17 protein-coding genes and 1 pseudogene are annotated in these 20,364 nt (G+C 70.5%); 7 read left to right on the forward strand and 11 right to left on the reverse strand.

The annotated features are described in order from the left end of the window. Positions 1-356 precede the first annotated feature (356 nt). From pstB to pstS, 4 genes are all read right to left on the reverse strand, one after another. Positions 357-1,133, reverse strand: a complete 777-nt coding sequence (gene pstB, locus BMX65_RS28180) for a phosphate ABC transporter ATP-binding protein PstB (RefSeq protein WP_075003186.1) — start codon at positions 1,131-1,133, stop codon at positions 357-359. Between the two features lie 13 nt (positions 1,134-1,146). Then, the gene (gene pstA, locus BMX65_RS28185; RefSeq protein WP_075003187.1) at positions 1,147-2,220 is read right to left on the reverse strand and encodes a phosphate ABC transporter permease PstA; all 1,074 of its coding nucleotides are present in this window, start codon (positions 2,218-2,220) and stop codon (positions 1,147-1,149) included. After that, positions 2,217-3,185 (reverse strand): phosphate ABC transporter permease subunit PstC, encoded by a 969-nt coding sequence (gene pstC, locus BMX65_RS28190; protein WP_075003188.1) that lies wholly within the window; start codon positions 3,183-3,185, stop codon positions 2,217-2,219. The genes pstA and pstC overlap by 4 nt, the downstream gene beginning before the upstream one ends. Before the next feature lie 207 nt (positions 3,186-3,392). Next, entirely contained in the window at positions 3,393-4,517 is a 1,125-nt protein-coding gene (pstS, locus tag BMX65_RS28195; protein ID WP_075003189.1) for a phosphate ABC transporter substrate-binding protein PstS, read from the reverse strand. A gap of 317 nt (positions 4,518-4,834) precedes the next feature. On the opposite strand from pstS, the gene BMX65_RS28200 reads away from it, so the two are divergent. Both BMX65_RS28200 and BMX65_RS28205 read left to right on the forward strand, forming a co-directional pair. Beyond that, positions 4,835-6,001 carry a C40 family peptidase gene (locus BMX65_RS28200; RefSeq protein ID WP_075003190.1) on the forward strand — a complete coding sequence of 389 codons (1,167 nt, stop codon included), beginning with the start codon at positions 4,835-4,837 and terminating at the stop codon, positions 5,999-6,001. 474 nt (positions 6,002-6,475) lie between these two features. Further along, the gene (locus BMX65_RS28205) at positions 6,476-8,056 is read left to right on the forward strand and encodes a fused response regulator/phosphatase (protein WP_075003191.1); all 1,581 of its coding nucleotides are present in this window, start codon (positions 6,476-6,478) and stop codon (positions 8,054-8,056) included. Between the two features lie 337 nt (positions 8,057-8,393). Here the strand turns inward: BMX65_RS28205 and BMX65_RS28210 are convergent, their stop codons facing one another. The 3 genes from BMX65_RS28210 to BMX65_RS28220 all read right to left on the reverse strand — a co-directional run bounded on the left by BMX65_RS28210 (position 8,394) and on the right by BMX65_RS28220 (position 10,197). Next, positions 8,394-8,738, reverse strand: a complete 345-nt coding sequence (locus BMX65_RS28210; RefSeq protein WP_075003192.1) for a DUF2516 family protein — start codon at positions 8,736-8,738, stop codon at positions 8,394-8,396. 193 nt (positions 8,739-8,931) lie between these two features. Beyond that, positions 8,932-9,642 carry a hypothetical protein gene (locus tag BMX65_RS33795; protein WP_075003193.1) on the reverse strand — a complete coding sequence of 237 codons (711 nt, stop codon included), beginning with the start codon at positions 9,640-9,642 and terminating at the stop codon, positions 8,932-8,934. Positions 9,643-9,771: 129 nt separating this feature from the next. Further along, positions 9,772-10,197 carry a helix-turn-helix domain-containing protein gene (locus BMX65_RS28220; protein WP_075003194.1) on the reverse strand — a complete coding sequence of 142 codons (426 nt, stop codon included), beginning with the start codon at positions 10,195-10,197 and terminating at the stop codon, positions 9,772-9,774. A 298-nt stretch (positions 10,198-10,495) separates the two neighbouring features. On the opposite strand from BMX65_RS28220, the gene BMX65_RS28225 reads away from it, so the two are divergent. Continuing rightward, entirely contained in the window at positions 10,496-11,353 is an 858-nt protein-coding gene (locus tag BMX65_RS28225; protein ID WP_075003195.1) for a hypothetical protein, read from the forward strand. Between the two features lie 14 nt (positions 11,354-11,367). Here BMX65_RS28225 and BMX65_RS28230 read toward each other — a convergent pair whose 3' ends face one another. Beyond that, positions 11,368-11,556, reverse strand: coding sequence for a hypothetical protein (locus BMX65_RS28230; RefSeq protein WP_075003196.1), 189 nt, complete (start codon positions 11,554-11,556; stop codon positions 11,368-11,370). Positions 11,557-11,795: 239 nt separating this feature from the next. Between BMX65_RS28230 and BMX65_RS28235 the strand changes: the two genes are divergently transcribed. After that, positions 11,796-12,794, forward strand: a complete 999-nt coding sequence (locus BMX65_RS28235) for a hypothetical protein (RefSeq protein WP_143081897.1) — start codon at positions 11,796-11,798, stop codon at positions 12,792-12,794. A 438-nt stretch (positions 12,795-13,232) separates the two neighbouring features. Next, positions 13,233-13,313 (forward strand): annotated as a pseudogene (locus BMX65_RS33800) (SAM-dependent methyltransferase); the annotation flags it as partial. A 168-nt stretch (positions 13,314-13,481) separates the two neighbouring features. Here BMX65_RS33800 and rox read toward each other — a convergent pair. The 3 genes from rox to BMX65_RS28250 form a co-directional block, all read right to left on the reverse strand. Continuing rightward, entirely contained in the window at positions 13,482-14,912 is a 1,431-nt protein-coding gene (gene rox, locus BMX65_RS28240; protein ID WP_075003198.1) for a rifampin monooxygenase, read from the reverse strand. 713 nt (positions 14,913-15,625) lie between these two features. Then, complete coding sequence (locus tag BMX65_RS28245) at positions 15,626-16,033, reverse strand: RidA family protein (protein ID WP_075003295.1); 408 nt, start codon at positions 16,031-16,033, stop codon at positions 15,626-15,628. 364 nt (positions 16,034-16,397) lie between these two features. Further along, complete coding sequence (locus BMX65_RS28250; protein ID WP_420856848.1) at positions 16,398-17,309, reverse strand: TetR/AcrR family transcriptional regulator; 912 nt, start codon at positions 17,307-17,309, stop codon at positions 16,398-16,400. 329 nt (positions 17,310-17,638) lie between these two features. Here BMX65_RS28250 and abc-f point away from each other — a divergent pair, with 329 nt between their 5' ends. Both abc-f and BMX65_RS28260 read left to right on the forward strand, forming a co-directional pair. Beyond that, on the forward strand, positions 17,639-19,282 hold the full coding sequence (abc-f, locus tag BMX65_RS28255) for a ribosomal protection-like ABC-F family protein (protein WP_075003199.1): 1,644 nt from the start codon (positions 17,639-17,641) through the stop codon (positions 19,280-19,282). Positions 19,283-19,380: 98 nt separating this feature from the next. Further along, positions 19,381-20,250: a Vgb family protein gene (locus BMX65_RS28260; RefSeq protein ID WP_079172134.1), complete on the forward strand. Its 870-nt coding sequence runs from the start codon at positions 19,381-19,383 to the stop codon at positions 20,248-20,250. The last annotated feature ends 114 nt before the right edge of the window (positions 20,251-20,364 follow it).

The following is a 20,364-nucleotide window of genomic DNA, read 5'->3' on the forward strand; positions in this document are numbered from 1 at the left end:
CGCGCCGCTCGCCGGTCCGCCACCCCGGTCCGCCACCCCGGGGCGCCCCCCCGGGGCCCGCCCCGAGCACCGGCCCGGCATCGGCCTCCAGGAAGTGCGCCGCCCCCGCCTCGCCGTCTCCCCGCAGAGCGGGAAGGGGCGGAGGCGGGGGCGGAGGGGCCCGCGGTGGCACCGCCATGCAGCACCGCGGGCGGTCGGTGTGCCCTCTGGCCCGGAGGCCGGAGGGGGACCAGCCGCTGCGGCCGGATCGGCCGGCCCGCAGCGGCCGGAAGGGACCGGCCGAACCGGCCGGAAGGCACCAGCCGGAACCGGCCGGCCGGATCAGCCGCAGTGCCCGGATCAGCCGCAGTGCCCGGTCAGCCGAAGCGGCCGGAGATGTAGTCCTCGGTGGCCTGGACGGTCGGGTTGGAGAAGATGCGCTCCGTGTCGTCGATCTCGACGAGCTTCCCGGGGGCGCCCACCTCGGCGAGGTTGAAGAAGGCGGTGCGGTCGGAAACGCGTGCCGCCTGCTGCATGTTGTGCGTCACGATCACGATGGTGAAGCGCGACTTCAGCTCGCCGATCAGGTCCTCGATCGCGAGGGTGGAGATCGGGTCGAGCGCCGAGCAGGGCTCGTCCATCAGCAGCACCTGCGGTTCGACGGCGATGGCCCGGGCGATGCACAGCCGCTGCTGCTGCCCGCCGGAGAGGCCCGACCCGGGCCGGTTCAGCCGGTCCTTGACCTCGTTCCACAGGTTGGCGCCCTTGAGGGAGCGCTCGACGATCTCGTCGAGGTCCTTCTTCCGGTGGTCGCCGTTGAGCCGCAGGCCCGCCGCGACGTTCTCGTAGATCGACATGGTCGGGAAGGGGTTGGGCCGCTGGAAGACCATGCCGACGGTGCGGCGCACGGAGACGGGGTCGACGCCCGGGCCGTACAGGTCCTCGTCGTCCAGCATCACCTTGCCCTCGACGCGGCCGCCGTTGGTGACCTCGTGCATGCGGTTGAGGGTGCGCAGGAAGGTGGACTTGCCGCAGCCGGAGGGGCCGATGAAGGCCGTCACGGAGCGCGGCTCCACGGTCATGGATATGTCGTCGATGGCGCGGAAGCTGCCGTAGTAGGCGGAGAGGCCGCTGACGTCGATGCGCTTGGCCATGGAAATCACTCTCTTAGTGCTTGGGGGCCTTCCAGCGGGCGATGCCGCGGGCGACCAGGTTGAGGATCATCACGAAGGCGATCAGGACGAGGGCGGCTGCCCAGGCGCGGTCGTAGGACGCCTCGTTGCCGAGGGCCCACTGCTCGTAGATGAAGTACGGGAGCGAGGACTGCGCGCCGTCGAAGGGGTTGTTGTTGATCTCGGCGGAGCCGAAGACCAGCAGCAGGATCGGGGCCGACTCACCGGCGATGCGCGCGACGGCGAGCATGATGCCGGTGGTGATGCCGCCGACCGCGGTCGGCAGTACGACCTTGATGATCGTCTTCCACTTCGGTACGCCCAGCGCCAGCGACGCCTCACGCAGCTCGTTGGGGACGAGCTTGAGCATCTCCTCCGTCGAGCGCACGACGATCGGCATCATCAGGATCGCCAGCGCCATGGCGCCCGCGAAGCCGGAGTAGCCGAAGTCGAGAATGATGATCCAGAACGAGAGGATGAACAGACCGGCGACGATCGAGGGGATGCCGGTCATGACGTCCACGAAGAAGGTGATGGCCTTGGCCAGCCTGCCGGTGCCGTACTCGACCAGGTAGACCGCGGTCAGCAGCCCGAGGGGCGCCGCGATCAGGGTGGCCAGGCCGACCTGCTCCAGGGTGCCGATCAGGGCGTGGTAGATGCCGCCGCCCGGCTCCAGCGTGATCACGCCGCTCATGGAGTGGGTCAGGAAGTAGCCGTCCAGCACCTTCGCGCCGCGGACGAGCGTCTCCCACAGCAGGGAGGCCAGCGGGACGACGGCCAGCAGGAAGCAGACCCAGATGACACTGGTCGCCAGCCGGTCCTTGGCCTGCCGGGTCCCCTCGACGGTGCTCGCGAGCACCGCGGTGAGGCCGAGGTAGAGGACGGCGGCGATCAGTCCCCACTGCAGGCGGCTGTCCAGCCCGCCCACCAGCCCGATTCCGATGCCGAGCACGGCGGCGACGGCGGCCAGGCCGAGCGGGGCCCAGCGCGGCAGCCGCGGCTGCCGCAGTGTGCTGACCGGCGGTGCCGCCCTGTCGACGGGGGCGTCGGCCACAGCGGTCCGGCTCATGCGTTCGCTCCCGAGTACTCCTTGCGGCGCGCGATGATCAGCCGGGCCGCACCGTTGACCAGCAGGGTGATGACGAAGAGGACCAGGCCGGAGGCGATCAGTGCGTCCCGGCCGGTGGAGCCGGCCTCCTTGAAGCCGGCGGCGATGTTCTGCGCGAAGGTGCCGCCGCCGGGCTCCAGCAGGCTGGCCTTGATCAGGAAGCTGGGGGAGAGGACCGTGGCGACGGCCATCGTCTCGCCCAGCGCACGGCCGAGGCCCAGCATGGAGGCGCTGATGACGCCGGAGCGGCCGAAGGGCAGCACCGACATGCGGATGACCTCCCACCGGGTGGCGCCCAGTGCGAGGGCCGCCTCCTCCTGCATCTTCGGCGACTGCCGGAAGACCTCGCGGGAGACGTTGGTGACGATCGGCAGAATCATGATCGCGAGCAGGATGCCGACCGTGAAGAGCGAGCGCGCGGCGCCGCCGTGGTACGTGAAGAGCCCCGTCCAGCCGAGGTACGTGTCCATCCAGGTGTAGAGGCCGGTCAGGTGCGGGACGAGGAAGAGCGCACCCCACAGGCCGTACACGATCGAGGGGACGGCGGCCAGCAGGTCGATGACGTAGCCGAGCGGGGCCGCCAGCTTGCGCGGCGCGTAGTGCGAGATGAACAGGGCGATGCCGACGGCGACCGGCACCGCGAGCACCATCGCGAGGACGGAGCTGACGACGGTGCCGAAGGCGAGGACGGCGATGCCGAAGCGGGGCGGGTCCGCGTTGGCGTCCCATTCGAAGCTGGTGAGGAAGTTGGCCTCGTCGGCGCCGATGGCGAGCGCTGCCCGCCAGGTGAGGAAGACGGCGATCGCTGCCATGATCGCCAGAAGGGTGATCCCGGATCCCCGGGAGAGCCCGAGGAATATTCGGTCACCCTTGCGCGTGGCGCCCTTCGCGGAGGCCGCTGTCGCGGGAGGGGTTTCGGTAGCCATGGTCTCTCCGGTCTGACGGTGCGGGCCGCTGTGCGCGCGGTGTGGCTCCGCGGCGCGGCCCCTTGGCGGTGCACCGGATCGTTCGCACCCCGGTGATCGGGACGTTCGTGATGTTCAGGGCGCGGGGTTGCAGGGGGGAGTGGGCGGCGGTGCGCGGGGCACCGCCGGTCCACACCGTCGGGGTCCCGCCGTGGCGGCGGGGTCTGCTCAGCTCAGGCCGTCGATGGTCGAGCGGACCTTGGTGACGATCTCGTCGGGGATCGGGGCGTAGCCCTTCTCCTTGAGGGCCTTCTGGCCGTCCTCGCTCGCGGTGTACTTGAGGAAGGACTTCGTCGCGTCCAGCGACTCCTTCTTGTTGCCCTTGTCGCAGGCGATCTCGTAGGTCACCAGGACGATCGGGTAGGCGCCCTCGGACTCGGTCTTGTAGTTCAGCTCCAGGGAGAGGTCCTTGCCCTGGCCCACGACCTTGGCGTCCGCGATGGCCTTGGAGGCGTTGTCCGCGGTGGCGTCCACGGGCTCCTCGGCGCCGGTGTCCAGCTTGACCGTGTCCAGGTCGTTGCCGGTGGCGTAGGAGAGCTCCGCGTAGCCGATGGAGCCGTCGTTCTGCTTGACGTTCGTGGCGATGCCGGAGGAGCCGTCGGCGCCCTGGCCGCCCTTGCCTGCCCAGGCCTTCTCCGGCTCGTGCTTCCAGGAGGAGGGCGCGGCGGTGTTGAGGTACTTGGTGAAGTTGTCCGTGGTGCCCGACTCGTCGGACCGGTGGAACGCCTGGATCTTCTTGCCCGGGAGCTTCGCGTCCGGGTTGAGCTTCTTGATCGCGGGGTCGTTCCACTTGGTGATCTTCGAGTCGAAGATCTTGGCCAGTGTGTCGGCGTCCAGCACCAGCCCGTCGACGCCCTCCAGGTGGTAGGTGACCGCGATCGGGCCGCCGACCATCGGCAGGTCGATGCCCTGGCCGCCCTTGCAGACCTTCTTGGACTTGGCGACCTCGTCCGGCTTGAGCGCCGAGTCGGAGCCCGCGAAGGCCGTCTTGCCCTGCAGGAACTCCTGGATGCCCGCGCCCGAGCCGGTGGGCTTGTAGTTGATCTGGGTGTTGCCGCAGGCGGACTGGTAGGTCTGCGTCCAGATGTCCATGGCGTTCTTCTGGGCACTGGAGCCGGAGGCGAGGAGGTTGCCCTCGCCCTCGCACTTGATCTTGCTGGCCGCCTTCGTCGTGTCGTTGCCGGAGCCGCCGGAGTTGTCGTCCGAGCCGCAGGCGCTCAGGGCCAGGGCGCCACAGACCGTGAGAGCGCCGACGGCGGCGGTGCGGAGCCGGAGTGTGCGCTGAAGCTTCACTTTCGTTCAGTTCCTTCCTGGGCCCGGGAGCGACGGCCGGCCGGCCGTCGGGTTCTCTGGCTACGGGGCGCGGTTCCTGAATCAGGCTGTGCCGCGCGCTTGGTAAGGCCGAAATTAGACAGATCAGGTGAAGCGGCCGACGGAGCTGAGTGAACGCCGAGTGAACCTCGGCGGTCAGCCCGGTGCCCCTCCGAGAGGGCCGCTCCGCGGCGGCGCCTGTGGATACTCGTCAGTACGTTCCTCTGTTCTCTTCCGGCCGGGCATGGCACTATCACGCTGCGTCGGCCAAAGTTGACCACATTCAGGGGGTGGCCCGGGTGACACGGCCGCAGACCAGCTCGACCCTCCCGTCCGTCCGTTACGGGCTCGTGGCGGCCTGCACCATGGCGCTGCTGGCCGGACTCGCGCCGGGCACCGCGTACGCCGCGCCGGGGAAGCCGGACCCCGGCGGCAACCGGGCCGGGTCCGGGTCCGCAACCGGGTCCGGGTCCGCATCCGGGTCCGGGTCCGCATCCGGGTTCGAGGCCGACGAGCCGGGCGGTAGCGGCAAGCCGAGCCTCGAGCAGATCCGCAAGCGGATCGAGAAGCTGCACGACGAGGCCGGTTCGGCCACGGACGCCTACAACGCGGCCGAGGCCGCCGTCGACAAGCAGCAGAAGCACATCGTCAAGCTTGCCAAACGGATCGAGACCACCCAGGGCAAACTGGACGAACTCAACAAGTCGGCCGGTGCGATGGCCCGGGCGCAGTACCGCAGCGGCGGCATGCCGGACGCCGCCACGCTGATGCTCGGCGACGACCCGGAGGAGTTCCTGCAGGGCGTCTCCTTGGCCCGCAAGGGGCAGCACGCCACTCGCGGACTCCTCGGCTCTCTGACCAGGACTCGCGCCCGGCTCCGCGGGTACTCGGCGGACGCCACCGACGAGTGGGAGAAGCTGGAGCGGAACCGCAAGAAGAAGGCCGCGGCCAAGAAGAAGATCACCGCGCAGTTGAAGCAGGCCAAGAAGATCGAGTCCGGCCTGAAGAAGGAGGAGCGGGAGCGGCTGCGTGAGTTGCAGGACGAGGCCGCCAGGGCGCGCCAGGCCGAGTGGGTCGGTTCGGGAGTGCTGAAGGGACTCGACGGCAAGGCGTCCCCGGCCGGCCGGCGCGCCGTCGAATGGGCCACCAAGCAGCTCGGCAAGGACTACGTCTGGGGCGCCGAGGGCCCCGACACCTTCGACTGCTCCGGACTGACGATGCGGGCCTGGGAGGCGGCGGGGGTGCGGATCCCGCGCACCTCGCAGGAGCAGTGGAAGCAGTTGCCGCACGTCCCGGTCCGCAAGATGCGCCCCGGTGATCTGATCATCTACAAGAAGGACGCCAGTCACGTAGGGATCTACGTCGGCGACGGCGCGTTGCTGCACGCCCCGCGCACCGGCCGGCAGATCACCGTCGAGGGTGCGGGCAGCATGCCGATCCTGGGCGTCGTCCGTCCGGACAAGTAGCCACGCGTCCGTCCGCCGGGCAGAGTGTCTCTTCGATCACCGAAAGGGTGCTCTGCCCGGATTCCGGGGACCTCTCGGTGGCGATGGGTGGGCAATCGGTGCGCAAAAGGGTGCACAACAGAGACCCCTCGCCTGGCAGGCGAAGGGGAATTCCTCGCGAAAAGCGGGACGGGCGGGTACATGCCGGGTGGGGGCGGGTCCGGTGCGGCCGTCCCGTTTTCCAGCGCGTGAGCTTGGTCATGCGGGGGCGGGGGGAAACGAGGCCATAGCGGCGTGAATTCCCGTTGTGGCGCGGGCATATGACAGTGACGGATTATCGTCGGCCATTCCGTCCATCCGCACGCGGACGCTAAGGTCCTGTTCGACAGCCCGGGATGACGAGCGCCCACCACCGCGCGCCGTTCCGGGCTCACCCATGGTGGCGGCCGTACGGCGCCGCGCACCACGCCCTCGGGGGAGGGAGAGGTTTTCAGCATGCCCGTAAGCGCGCCCCAGGCCGGGGCGGTGGCACAGGCCGCCGACACGTCGGCCCGGCAGGCCGCGCAGGGACCCGGCAGCAGCCTGACCCTGCTGGTCGTCGAGGACGATCCGACCGGCGCGCTGAGCGTGCCCCGCATGCTCGACGCCTACGGTCGGCCCGTGCGGGTCCGTACCGCCCGCAACCTCACCGAGGCCGCACGGCTGCTCACCGACGACGTCCACTGCATCCTGCTGGACCTCGCCCTGCCCTGCGAGCTCCGCGGCCAGGCGGAGGACGCCTCGTGCGAGGGGCCCGCAGCCCCGGCTGCCGGCGCGATCCCCGTACCGGCGACCGGCGCCCCGGGAGACGCGGGAGCGGGTGGCGCCGAGACCGGGAGCGGCGGCGCCACGGCCGAGACCGGGAGCGGTGCCGCCGCCGAGCTGGGCGCCCGCGCACCCGGACCCCCGGACTCCGCGGCCCCGTCCGGCCCTGGGCCGGGTTCCGGCTCCGGCTCCGGCTCCGGTTCCGGCTCCGGACCGGCCCCGGACTCCGACGAGCTGCACATCCTGCACCGGGTGCTGCGCATGGCCCCGCGGCACGCCGTCCTGGCGCTCACCGACGGCAGCGACGCCGAGCGGGCCGCCGAGGCCGTCCGGGTGGGTGCCCAGGACTACCTCTTCCGCGACGAACTGGACGGCAGGCTGCTGATGCGCGCCGTCCGCTACGCCGTGGAGCGCAAGCGCGCCGACCTGGCCCAGCGCCAGCTCACCGAGAGCCGGCTGCGGGCCCAGGAGAACGCCCGGCTGGAGCGCGGCCTGCTGCCCCGGCCCCTGCTGGAAGGCAGCGACCTGCGGTTCGCCGCCCGGTACCGGCCCGGCCGCTCCCGCGCGCTGCTGGGGGGCGACTTCTACGACACCGTCCGCACCCCGGACGGCGTCGTCCACGCGATGATCGGCGACGTGTGCGGCCACGGCCCCGACGAGGCGGCACTCGGCGTCGAGCTGCGGATCGCCTGGCGCGCCCTGACCTTCGCCGGGCTGTGCGGGGACGCGCTGTTGAGCACGCTGCAGAAAGTGCTGGAGAACGAGCGGAGCAGCGAGGAGATCTTCGCGACGCTCTGCACCGTCGACATCGCAGCCGACGGCCGCAGCGCGGGCGTCTGCCTGGCCGGGCACCCCTCGCCGCTGTTCGCCGGGGCCGACGCGGGTGCGCCGCCCCGGCTGCTGCCCGAAGGGGAGAACGGCCCGGCCCTCGGACTGCTGCCGCACGCCCGCTGGCCGCGCCGCCAGGTCCGGCTGGGCCGCTCCTGGAGCCTGATGATGTACACGGACGGGCTGATCGAGGGCCGGGTGCACGGTGGCCGGGCCGAGGAACCCCGGGCCGGGGCGGGCTCGGGCTCCGCGGAGGGCACCGGACCGAGCCGGGAGCGGCTCGGCCAGCAGGGGATGCTCGACATCGTGGCCCGGCGGATGGCCGAGGGCGCGCAGGGCGAGCGGCTGCTCGACGGGACGATGGGCGAGGTGCGCCGGCTCAACGGCGGCGAGCTGACCGACGACGTGGCCGTCCTGCTGCTGGACCGGGGCCGTCAGGGGTAGTGCCCCGGGCCCACGTGCCGGACCGTGTCCGGTTCCCGTGCTGTGTCCGGTTCCCGTGCTGTGTCCGGTTCCGTGTCGTGTCCGGTTCCGTGTCGTGTCCGATCCCGTGCCCGATCGTGCTCCGGCGTCCTGTGCGGCTTGGGCCGGGACCGTTGCACGGGACTTCCGACTGCCGGATCGTGCTCAGGGTTCCCGCGGGTGTCGCTGCGAGGCCGTCGCCACATGGTGGTCACCCACGGTCGTCACGGCGAGGCCGTCGCCGCACGGCCGTCCGCGGACAGCCGCGCCGTCGACCGCCGCCGGGAGCGAGCCCCGAGCGGTCACCTGCCCGCAGGGGTCACCGGCCGTTGAACGGACCGTACGGGCCGTCGCTGCTGCTGCCGCCGCGCGGGCGGCGGTCCCGGCCGTTGCCCATGACCTGCTTGAGCGCCGGACGGGCGTCGACCATGTAGACGATCGTGGCGATCAGCCCGATGATCTGCAGCAGGAACATCTGCACCACGAGGTTCACCAGGACGGTGATCCCCAGGATGATCAGCCAGAACTGCTTGTTCTGCTTGTCCGCGGCCCGGAAGGCGTCCTCGCGCCGGAAGGCGGCGTCCACGAAGGTGAACACCGCCAGGGCGAGCAGCACAACGCTGATCAGCCCGAAGACGGTGGCCTGAAAGCCCGCGAACAGCATGGTGCTCACACTCCCGGTCGGTGTCGGTGCCTTGCTCGGTCGCCTCGGTCACAGTGGTCGTCGCGGCGGTCACGGTGCTCGGAGGGATGGCGGAGGACTCGAAGGGGCTTGCCGCAACCGTACCGCAGCGCTCGCGGAACGGACCGGGACCGCGTAGGGTGCCCGGCCCGTTCCGTCCCGCGTACGGTTCGGCTCAGGAATCGGACTTCGGAGCCGACTTCCGGGTGCCGGAGGCGGTGGAGCGGGCCGTGCCCGTCTTCTTGGCGCCAGAGGCGGCCGCGGAGCCGGAAGCGGACTTGGTGCTGCTGCCGCTCGCGGTGCTCTTCGTGCCCGTGGTCCCGGTGCTCTTCGCGGTGCTGCTCTTGGCCGCACTCTTCCCGGCGGAGCCGGAGTCGGCACTGCCGCGGGTGCCGCCGGTGGACCCGGCGGACGTGCCGCGCGGGTCGGCCCCGGAGGTTCCGGCGGAGGTCTCCTCGGCCGGCGGCTCGGCGATCTTGACCGACTGGGCCGGCTCGCGCTCGACGGTCACCTCGGGAGTGTCGCCACCGCTCTCGCCGCGCCAGTTCTTGACCGCCTCGCGGCCGCGCACGGCCAGGTCGTCGTACGTCTCCCGCGCCTTGACCGCGTACTCGGCGGCGACGCCGACCCCCTGCAGCGCCAGGTGCTGGGCCTGCTCACGGAGCTTCTTGATGTCGGTGTCCAGCCCGCCGAGGGTCTCGCTCACCTTGGCCTGGGTCTCCTTGGCCTGCTGGGTGAGCCGCGCCTGCACCTCCTTGGGGTCCGTCTCCCGGACCGCGGCGATGGCCTGCGGCGCCTCCTCGCGGAGCTTGTCGACGACGCCCGCGGCGACGTAGAGGGGCGTCGGGTCGGTGAGGGTCTTGCGCAGGTCGTTCGCGATGGGCATGAGGGTTCGCCTTTCGTGGCTCAACTCGCCTGATGAGGCCGTCCGTCGCGAGGGGGCCGACGCCCGCGGTCCGGTGCCGGTGGCCCGCACCGTCGCGGCCCCTCGCTGTCCTTGCTCAGCTTGTTGTGCTTACTCCGCCTGCCGGGGCTCCGCTGCGGGTGCCTCCGCCGCGTGCGGGTCCGCCGCGTCGGGAGCGGCTGCCCGCTGCTGCGCGTTCTCCTTGCGGAACGACTCGTAGATCTGGAGCAGCGCCTGCTTCTGCTGCTCGTTGATCGTGGAGTCCGCGAGGATCGCGGCCGGAACCTGCAGCAGGTCCTCCCGGTCCCGCTCGTCGAGGATTCCGGCCTGCACGTAGAGCGACTCCGCCGAGATCCGCAGCGCCTTGGCGAGTTGCTGCAGGATCTCCGCGCTGGGCTTGCGCAGGCCGCGCTCGATCTGGCTCAGATACGGGTTCGAGACACCGGCGGCCTCCGCGAGCTGCCGCAGCGACAGCTTCGCGGTCCGCCGTTGTTCCCGCAGGAACTCGCCGAGGTTCCCGACGTTGAGCGAGGCCATGCACACAGCATGCACCCGATCGCTAACTATTGCAAGCACCTTGCTTGCAAGTGTGGCGTTCGTCGGTGCGCCGGACTGTGCCTGAGCACGGTAGATGTCGTATTCGCAGGACACCTGTCGCGACCAGTCCGCGCTTCCATGTCACTGAAGCTGCCCTGCGGCTCCCGTCGTGGCCCAGCTCTCGCATGGCCACCACGCCCACTGGATCGTGCAACGGACCGCGGAAACCAGGAGCCCCGGCAGGGGTACGAGAGCGAGAATCAGCGAGAGTACGGGAACCATCAGGAGGCATGACGCGATGGACGAGCTGCGCTTCGACGAACCGATCGGGTCTATAGCCATCGGACATCGGGACAACAGCCTGATGATCCTCAAGGCGCTTGGCACACACAGCCTGCGCCTGCAGTTGGAGGTGAAGGCCCCGGCGGCCGCCGAGGCGGGACGGGTGTTGCACCTGGAGACCGATCTGTACGCACCCTACGGCAACGGTCACCGCGGCTGGCTCGGCTCGTCCGTGATCACACTTCCGTTCCGACAGGGCGAGCTCACACGACCACACCTGCAGTACGTCCTCACCAGCGCACAGCTCCGGGCCTTGGAAGAGCACCGCTCCGGCGATCTGCGCCTGGAGGTCGAAGTGCGTGCCGTGCTGCCTCAGGCGACGGGGTACCCGGGCTGCCCGCCGGCCGTCCTGTACCTCGACGTTGCGGAGAGCCGATGGCGCCAACAGCTCCAAGGGCTCGGCGACAGCCTCGCCGTGGAGATGTCCATCCCCTTCCCCGCCGATGACGAGCCCCGCCAGGAAGCCACCCAGTACCTGCTGGAAGCGCAGCGCCGCCTTGGAAACAACGACGTCGACGGCGCCATCCTTGAGGCTCGCCGAGCGCTGGAGCGCATCCGGGACATCAGTGCATGGTCCTGGCCGGGCAACAAGCAAGCCCGTGAGCGCCTCCGGGACGAACGATGGTCGTGGATTCGCGCGGCGCTAGAGGACCAGGCCAGCGGAGCGATGCACAAGGATGCGATCACCAAGGCGTTCACGTACACCCGCGCCGAAGCCGAGACGATGATCGCCATGGCAGCGGCCCTACTGCGTATCGTGCCAGTCGCCCCGGTGGGGCGATGGGGCCAGCCAGTCGACGGATCGACAGGTTAGAGCTAGCCCGACCGCTACGCCATAATCTGGTGGAGCAGCCCAACGACCCCGGAAGCCGCGACCAGAGCGGCGATCGGGCCGCCAGCCATGAAGCCGACGAGCCCCGCCATGGCGGCGGCGGTGAGGATCAGCCCCCACCGCTGGGGCAGCGGCTCCGGGCTGAAGGTGTCGACGTTACTCGTACTGCGCCTTACTGTTGTCACTACGTGGATCCCATCTACGTGAGAGCTGTAGCGGCCCCGGTTGCCCCCCGGGGCCGTTCGCATTCCAGCGAACGGCTGGCCGCCACACCCGAACCCTTCGGGCTTGCCTACCCCAGTTTGAGCGAGCGCGAAGGGCCCTCAGCGTATGTCGATCAACGTTTTGAACCGCATCTAGGCTGAAATAGCTAGTGATAGCTTTATGCGGGTCAAAACGTTGGGTTCAAAACGTTGGGGAACCGATGTCCGGAGAGCTTGACGCACTCGTGCGCCGACATCGCCGCCTGAATGAGATGAAGAAGGGAGGCCAGGTCGATGCAGCCTCGCAGGCACTGCGGGAACTCTGGGAGGCTGGCAAAAAGCCACAGGCCATCGCGCTTCGGCACTCCTTTTTCGATACCAACCAACCCCCACCGCCCATGGCGGGGCTCCTTAACCCCCGCGGGATCGCGATGCGCTTCTACCTCCTAGCGCTCTTCGAGGCCCAATGCCGCCTGGACGTGGGCGAGCAGCGGGTCGGCAGCCGTCCGATCGCAGGACGAAACGGCTGGGCCGACCTCGTGGCCATCGACGGGGCCTACGACGCCGAGACCGGCAAGTACATGCGTGGTGGCACCAAGCAGGACAGGGACCTCGAGACACTGCGCCTGCGGCAGGTCCAGGGCGCGCTGCGCACCATGGAGAAGCTCGGGAACGACCGACACCAGGCCCTCGTGGACATCCCGACGAAGGACAACGGTCATCGGCTCTACGACGCATTCACTCTGATGGCGGAGAGCGGACGCGGCCGACTGCAGACGCCGGACCGCTACAGCGTGCCGAAGCTCGAACGGAGCAAAGCGTTCCGCGTGCCCGCCGCGTTCTTCCTGAACGGCTGGGTCCAGGTGTTGCACCCGTCCGAGATCGCCACGTGGCTCATCTTCCAGGCCCTCAGCCAGCACTTTCCCGGCAAGCACGATGACGAGGGGAACTTCCTCGTCGGGGACGTACGCAAGCGGTTCGGTCTGCGCCGTGATGCCTACGAGGACGCCCGTCGCCGCCTCTGTTCCTTCGGGCTTCTCAGAATCGCTCGCCCCAAGTCCGAGCAGACCAGCATCTTCAGCCAGCCAATAGCGCCGCGAGAGCGCTACGAGCCGCACCGTTACCAGGTAGTCCACGGCGGTCTTGGTGAGAAGGCCCTCGACAGATGCCTCAAGGAGATCACCTTCCTGCAGAACGAACTACGCAAGAGGAAGAGCTGACCGCAGACGGCGCAAACTGCGGCCATCGACCGATCCGCTACGCGGAGACTCTCGCCTTTTCGGGTGCCTCCCGTCGTGTCTCGCCAGATCAGAGGGACAGAGAATCTCAGAGGCGCACGATCTCGGACTTTCCTGAGGATTGCCAAGAGGCACTTCGGTAGCCTCGCTCCCTATGACTGGTGATGTTCACGAGCAGCTTGCTGCGTACGACTTGGCAGTGCGGCTCGCCGGGGAGACGGACCGGGGGATGCCCGCCGATGAGCGGTGGGCGCGCGGTGTGGCAGCACCGCAGCTGGTCGCGCACGCACCGAGCGACCGCCATGAACCTGTATGCACCGGCTGCGACGGGGCTCCGTGGCCCTGTGACACGGTTCGAGGCGCCATGGTCATGGCCAACCCTCACTACAACTGAATCCGTCCCAGCCATAATTGGCCCTCGCGCACGGATTCGCTGTGGAAGATGTGCGGGACGCCCCCGATCGCCCAGGCAGGGAACTGGTCTTCATCGCCTCTCGCCCGGTGGCGGGCTCATCCCGGACGGACGTCGACCGAGGGCAGGCGGTCAGCCGCTCCACAGACGAGCACCTCGATGGCGGACTTGCTCGAACCGGCCGGCCCCTGGGCCCGCCGGCCGGGACAGCGAACCGGGCAACGGGTAGCCGGCACCGAAACCGAGCGCCCCCGCGCTCAGCCGACCGGGGCGCCGAACCAGCGCGGCAGGCGGTCGAGCAGTTCCGCCTGGTCCTCGCCGGCCCAGGCCACATGCCCGTCCGGCCGCAGCAGGACGGCGGGTGCGTCCAGATCCTCGGCGACATCCACGACGTGGTCGATCCGGTCGGCCCATCCCTCGACCGAGAGGCGGCCGGTCTGGTCGAGCAGCAGCCCGCGGCCACCGTGCAGCAGCGAGTAGAGCCGCCCGCGTTTCAGTTCCACGTCCCGGAGTCGCTTGCCCAGGAGCGCGTGACCCTCCTCGCCGAAGTCGTACCGCACCCCGATGGCGGTGATCTTCTCGTTCAGGTACCGGTGCACCTCCTCGAAGTCCATCAGCTCCGAGAGCAGTTGGCGCACGGCCAGCGGTCCTGGTCCGGTGGACAGCAACTCCATCTGGGCACGGGCGTTGACCAGTACCTCCGCGGCCACCGGGTGCCGTTCGGCGTGGTAGCTGTCCAGCAGTCCCTCCGGCGCCCAGCCATTGACCTCGGCCGCCAGCTTCCAGCCGAGATTGAACGCGTCCTGCACGCCGAGATTGAGTCCCTGCCCGCCGGTCGGCGGGTGGATGTGCGCCGCGTCGCCCGCCAGCAGGACCCGGCCGCTCCGGTAGTGCTCGGCCTGTCGTGTGGCGTCGCCGAAGCGGGAGAGCCAGCGCGGCGAGTGCACGCCGAAGTCGGTTCCCGCATAAATCCGGAGCTGCTGCTGGAACTCCTCGAGTGACGGCGGGACCGTGCGGTCCTCGGCCACTCCGGCGGCGGGCACGACGACGCGGTACACCCCGTCGGCGAGAGGCATGGCACCGAACAGGCGCTGCGTCTTGCGAACCTCCGTCACCACGCTGTTCAGCGTCTCCGCCGGTACGCCCACCTCCATCTCGCCCAGCAGCGTGTCGACCCGGCTGGGCTCGCCCGGGAAGCCGACGCCGAGCAGCTTGCGCACCGTGCTCCGGCCGCCGTCGCAGCCGACCAGATAGCGCGAGCGCAGCCGGGTGCCGTCGGCCAGCTCTGCCGTCACCCCGTGTGCGTCCTGGTCCAGTCCGACCACCTCGCAGCCGCGCCGCAGTTCGGTGCCGAGCTCGACCGCGTGTTCGGTCAGCAGTCGCTCGGTGCGGGGCTGCGGGATGCTGAGGACGTACGCGTGCGAGGAGTCCAGGCGCACCTGGTGCGGCTTGCTGATCCCGGCGAAGAATCCGTTCAGCGGGTACTGCTTGCCGAGCGCCAGGAAGCGCTCCAGCAGACCCCGCTGGTCCATCATCTCGATACTGCGCACGTGCATGCCGAGCGCCCGGACCACCGTGGTCGGCTCCGCCTCCTTCTCCAGTACGACCACCCGCACTCCGTGCAGCCGCAACTCCGCGGCCAGCATCAATCCGGTCGGTCCGCCACCGGCCACGATCACGTCGATCATCGAATCCCCCCCATTTTTCCTTGCGGTCCCTGCGGCTGCCCTGCGGTCAGTCGCGTAATTGCCCCCGCAGCGCGGCGGGACCCGCGGCGCACCTCCGTGCCAGGACCCGCCTCGTCGACCCCGGACGTGTCCGTGTCCCGTGTCCGTGTCCCGTGTCCCGTGTCCGCGCTGTGGATGTGCTGACGGTTCGCCCTTGCGCGCCCCGCACGGCAACCAGCTCGCGAGTACGCCGCATAAGCCCGCGTAATGCGCGAATCCCTGATTTACCCAGGTTCTGGTCTCGGCCCGTGATTCTGGGGCATCACCGGGGGCTTGCCGCAAGGCCCCCACTGGGCTATATGTTGAAAGTGGCGGGGAGTGTGCACTGTCCTTCCGAACTGCGGTTCCGGCGACGCCCGATGCACCAGCCGCCCGATGCGCCAGCCGCCGCGCGGCACCGTTCCGCACCGCCCGGTTCCCGTCCGTCGAACCCGGCCGACGACCCGGCTGCGTCTGTTCTCGGCCCTGGTCTGCGTTGCGGCTGTTCTTGGCCGGTGTCCCGCCGTTGTGTTTCGCCGTCGCGTTCCGCCGTTGTGTTCGGAGGCGGGTACTGCGTCCCGCCGACGCCTGTCGGGTGCCTGGCGAGACGCCTGTGGGGCGCTCCGGTTCGGCAACCGCAGCCGTCCGGCCCCCCCGGGGGGGACGTTCGTGACCGGTGGCGCGACGGCAGCTTGTCAGTCCAGGACCGCGGTGGCCTCGATTTCCACGAGGTGCTCGGGGACGTCGAGCGCCGCGACGCCCAACAGCGTGGCGGGCGGGGCCGCGGCCGTCCCCGTTGCCGCTGCGCCCCTCGAGACCCCCTCCATGAGCTGGGGCATCTTGTCGGGTGTCCAGTCGACGACGTAGAAGTTCAGTTTCGCCACGTTCTCGAAGGTGCCGCCGACTTCGGCGAGCGCCGTGCCGATGTTGCGGTAGCACTGCTCGACCTGCGCGGCGAGGTCGCCCTCACCGCGGGTGGTCCCCTCGGCATCCCAGGCGACCTGTCCGGCGATGAAGACGAGTCGCGATCCCGATGCGAGGGACACCTGCCGGTAGGCGTCGATCGCAGGAAGTCCGGCGGGGTTCACGAGGGTGACGGGCATGCTGTGCGCCTCCTTGCGCACGGGCCCGGGGCCCGTGCGGACGGTCAGACCATGTGTGGTCTCCTGCGGATACTCGGGAACCATAAGAGAGTGCCGTCTGACGTGGAAGAACGCACTTTTTGGTGACGTAGGCACCAGAAGGTGACCGTGCAGCTCCCATCCGGTTCGCCTTGGCTGTCGCCCTCTCGCTTCCCGCCCCGCCTCCGGCGGTGCGGAGCGCAGCACCGGCTCGATGCCGACTGCGGACGGCAGCCGCGTCGGGCCGGTCGGATTCCGGCCCCGGGCCTGGTCCCGGCTCCGCGCCCCGGTCCGATCCTGGTCCCGGCTCCCCGCCCCGGTCCCGGCTCCGGTCCGGGGGCCTGGGTCAAGTCCCGGGCTCTGCCCCGGCCCCGGTCCCGGCCCCGCTCCCGGTCCCGGCCCCGCTCCCGGTCCCCGTCCCGCGCTCGGCCTTCGCCGGGGCCTGCTCCGCCGCCCGGCGTCCGGAGGGGCTGCCGGGTGAGCTGCGGAACGCTCCGGCCCGCGCGGCGAGCACCGCGGCGCGGGCCGCTTCTGCGGGCAGTTCCGGGTCGGGCGGGGCGTGCAGCAATACCTGGTGGTGGTAGACGGGAGAGGTGGAACTCACCACCAGCTTCCGCGCGTCGACGGGTGGTTCCAGCTCCCCGCGCGCCTCGGCCCGGTCCACGACCACGGTGCAGCGCGCGTAGCGCTCCTCCCAGAACCGCCGCAGCGACCGCGCCGCCTCCTCCGAACGGAAGGAGGCGGCGATCATGGCCAGTGCGACCGAAGGCTCCTCGGTCAGCGCCTCCTGCACCTCGTCGTTCAGCGCTCGCAGGTCGCCCTCCAGGGAGCCGGTGTCGGCCGGGCGCCAGTCGTCGTCGCCCGCCGCGTCGAGTACGTCGGCCAGCAGGCCGCCCACGTCCCGCCAGCGGCGGTAGACCGTGGCGCGGTGGACGCCCGAGCGCGCCGCGACGGCGTCCACCGTCAGCCCGTCGAAGCCGTATTCGACCAGTAGGGGACCGACGGACTCCAGTACCTTTTCCCGCACGCGCGCCGTGCGTCCGCCCGGTCGCCGGGCACCGGTGGTGCGCCGGGCCGTCCCGAGGTCCCGGCGCGGCTCGGCGTGCGTGTCGGCTTCCGGGCCGCGGTTCGTGTTCTGGCTCTCCTGGCTGTCCTGGTTCTCCCGGCCCGTGGGGTCCTGCCCTGCGTCGTTGCCCGTGCCGCCCGGCTTCCGTGTACGCCGGGCCGGCGCCTCCGGACCGTGCTCCTCCGCTGTCACGTCGCGCTCATCCCGCTTCCTCTCGCCTTCGCGCTCCGGCTCCGCCCACTCCGTATCCGTATCCGTCTCCGTGACCGGTGGTGGTCCGGCTCCCGCGGTTTCCCCCTTTTGCGCCTTGCCGTCTTTTGCGCCTTGCCGTGACCGCGGTCGCCGTGCCAACATCTTAACGCGACAGGCGTCGCGGTAAAAGTCCGCCAGTCGCATCCCGAGTCGGAACCGTCGCGCGCGCCGCGACACGGAAGAGGAGTTGCCGATGCTCGACCAGAGCGTTCACCCGGTCCTGCGGTCCCCCTTGGCCGCTTCATCTCTGATTGCTTTGGAGAGCACAGATGGCTACCCGGATCACGGCTTCGGCCGTCACCAAGTCGTACGACGGCCGCACGGTTCTGGACGGAGTGAGCTGCTCCCTCTCGGCAGGTGAACGAGCCGGGATCGTCGGGGAGAACGGCTCCGGCAAGACGACCCTGCTCCGTCTGCTCGCGGGGCACGAGAAGCCGGATGCGGGAGAGATCGTCCTGCACGCCGAGGGAGGTGTGGGCTACCTCGCTCAGGATGCGCCGCTGCCCGCGGAGCTGACCGTCCAGCAGGTCATCGACGGCGCGCTGGCCGAACTGCGCGCCATGGAGAGCCGTTTGCGCACGCTGGAAGCAGCGATGGCGGAGGGCGGGAAGTCGCTCCTCGCCGAGTACGGGAACCTGCTGACCGCGTTCGAACTGCGGGGCGGTTATGACGCCGGGGCCCGCGTCGAGCGTGCATTGCACGGTCTCGGGCTGGGACTCCTGCCCCGCGGCCGCACTGTCGGCGGCCTCTCCGGTGGCGAACGGGTGCGGCTCCGGATGGCCGCGCTGCTGGCCGCGAGCCCCGAGGTGCTGCTGCTGGACGAGCCGACCAATCACCTGGACGACGCCGCGCTGCGCTGGCTGGAGGAGCATCTGCGGGCACGCCGCGGCACCACCCTCGCCGTCTCGCACGACCGCACTTTCCTGGAACGGATCGCGACGACGCTGCTGGAGGTGGACGGCGATCGCCGCACGGTAACCCGCTACGGCAACGGCTATGGGGGCTATCTGGCGGAGCAGGCTGCGGCCCGCCGCCGCTGGGCCGAGACGTACGAGCGCCGGCAGGCCGAGATGGTAAGGCTCCGGGAGGCCGCCGCCACCACGGCCCGCAGGGTGGCGCCCGGAAGGGTGATCAAGGACGGCAACAAGATGGCCTACGACCGGGCAGCCGGTCGCGTCCAGCAGTCGCTGGCCGGGCGGGTCCGCAATGCCGAGGAGAGGCTGCGCCGACTACTGGCGGATCCGGTGCCGCCCCCGCCGGTACCGTTGCGTTTCGCCCCGGAGCTACGCGCCGGGGGACTGCGCGGCACGGTGCTGACGGCCGAGGGCATCGCGGTCCGCGGTCGGTTGGCCCGGACCGACCTGACGCTCACGGCAGGCGAGCGGCTGCTGGTGACGGGGCCGAACGGCGCGGGGAAGAGCACACTGCTGAACGCCCTCGCCGGGAAGCCGACACCGGAGACCGGCCGGATCGCCCACCGAGGCACGATCGCCCACCTGCCCCAGGAGCCGGAGATCCCCGGCGGATCGGAGCAGACCCTGCTGGACGCGTACGCGCACGGCCGTCCCGGGTCGCGTGCGGAGCACGCCCGACGGCTGCTGTCGCTGGGCCTGTTCGCCCCGGAGCGGCTGGAGGTGCCCGTCGCCCGGCTCTCCACCGGTCAGCGGCAGCGTCTGGCCCTGGCCCGGCTGGTGACCACACCGGCGGACATCCTGCTGCTGGACGAGCCGACCAACCACCTGTCTCCCGCGCTGGCCGAGGAACTGGAGGAGGCGTTGCACGCCTACCCGGGCGCGTTGGTCGTGGTGAGCCACGACCGCAGGCTGCGGCAGGGCTGGCGGGGTGCGCAGTTTGCACTGGAGGAACCGAACGCGGCGCTCTCCGAGGAAGCGGCCGGGAAGAGGAGCTGTTGATGAGTCAGAAGTCGGCGAGCACCGGGCGCGTATCACGTTCCGCGTCCGGTCCCGGGACGGAACCGGTGTCGCCGGTGCCTCCGGTGGTCGTGACCACTATGGCGGCCTTCGGTCCAGGAGCGGGCCCCTACGGCATCGTCACCGGCCCCGACGGGGCACTGTGGGTCACCCTCGTGGCGGCGGGTGCCGTGGCCCGCGTCACGCCGGAGGGCCGGGTGACGACCTGTCCGTTGGACGCGGCGGATTCGGGCCCGACAGCGATCACGCCGGGGCCCGACGGCGCCCTGTGGTTCACCCGCACCAAAGACCATCGCATCGGTCGGATCACGGTCGAGGGGGAGAGCACGTCCTTCGCCCTCCCGACGCCGGAGTGCGGCCCGTACGGCATTGCGGCGGCCGCGGACGGGGCGCTCTGGTTCACGGAGACGAGCGCCCATCGCGTCGGCCGGATCACTACGGAAGGTGAGGTCACCGAGTTTCCCCTGCCGAGCGACGGCTGCTTTCCCTCCGCGCTGGTGGCGGGTCCGGACGGGGCCCTGTGGTGCACGTTGAACCAGGCGGATGCGATCGCCCGGATCGCCCTCGACGGCAGCGTCACGGTGTATGAGCTGCCCACTGCGGGAGCGGCACCGGTGGGGATCGCCGCTGGGACGGACGAGCTGTGGTTCGCGGAGATCGGCGCCGGCCAGCTCGGGCGGATCAGCGTGGACGGCCGGGTCGAGGAATGTCCGCTGCCCGACCGGCAGTCGAGGCCGCACGCGGTGAGCGTCGGCCCGGACGGTACCTGCTGGGTCACTGAGTGGGCGGGCAATCGCGTGGCTGCCCGTGCCCCTTCCGGTCACCTCGTGGAGCATCCGCTGCCCACGCCCGGATCGGAACCGCACGGTCTGACCATCGGCCCGGACGGTGACCTCTATGTTGCGCTGGAGCTGGGAGAGGTGGTGCGGATCAGCACGTTGCGGCCCTGACGGCCCTGACGGCCCTGACGGCCCTGACGGCCCTGACGGCCCTGACGGCCCTGTCCTGGGACTGTGTCTTGATCGGTCCTGCCCTGCTCTGGCCTGTGTCCGGAGGGGTCGCAG

Source organism: Streptomyces qinglanensis, from assembly GCF_900111245.1.
GTDB lineage: Bacteria > Actinomycetota > Actinomycetes > Streptomycetales > Streptomycetaceae > Streptomyces > Streptomyces qinglanensis.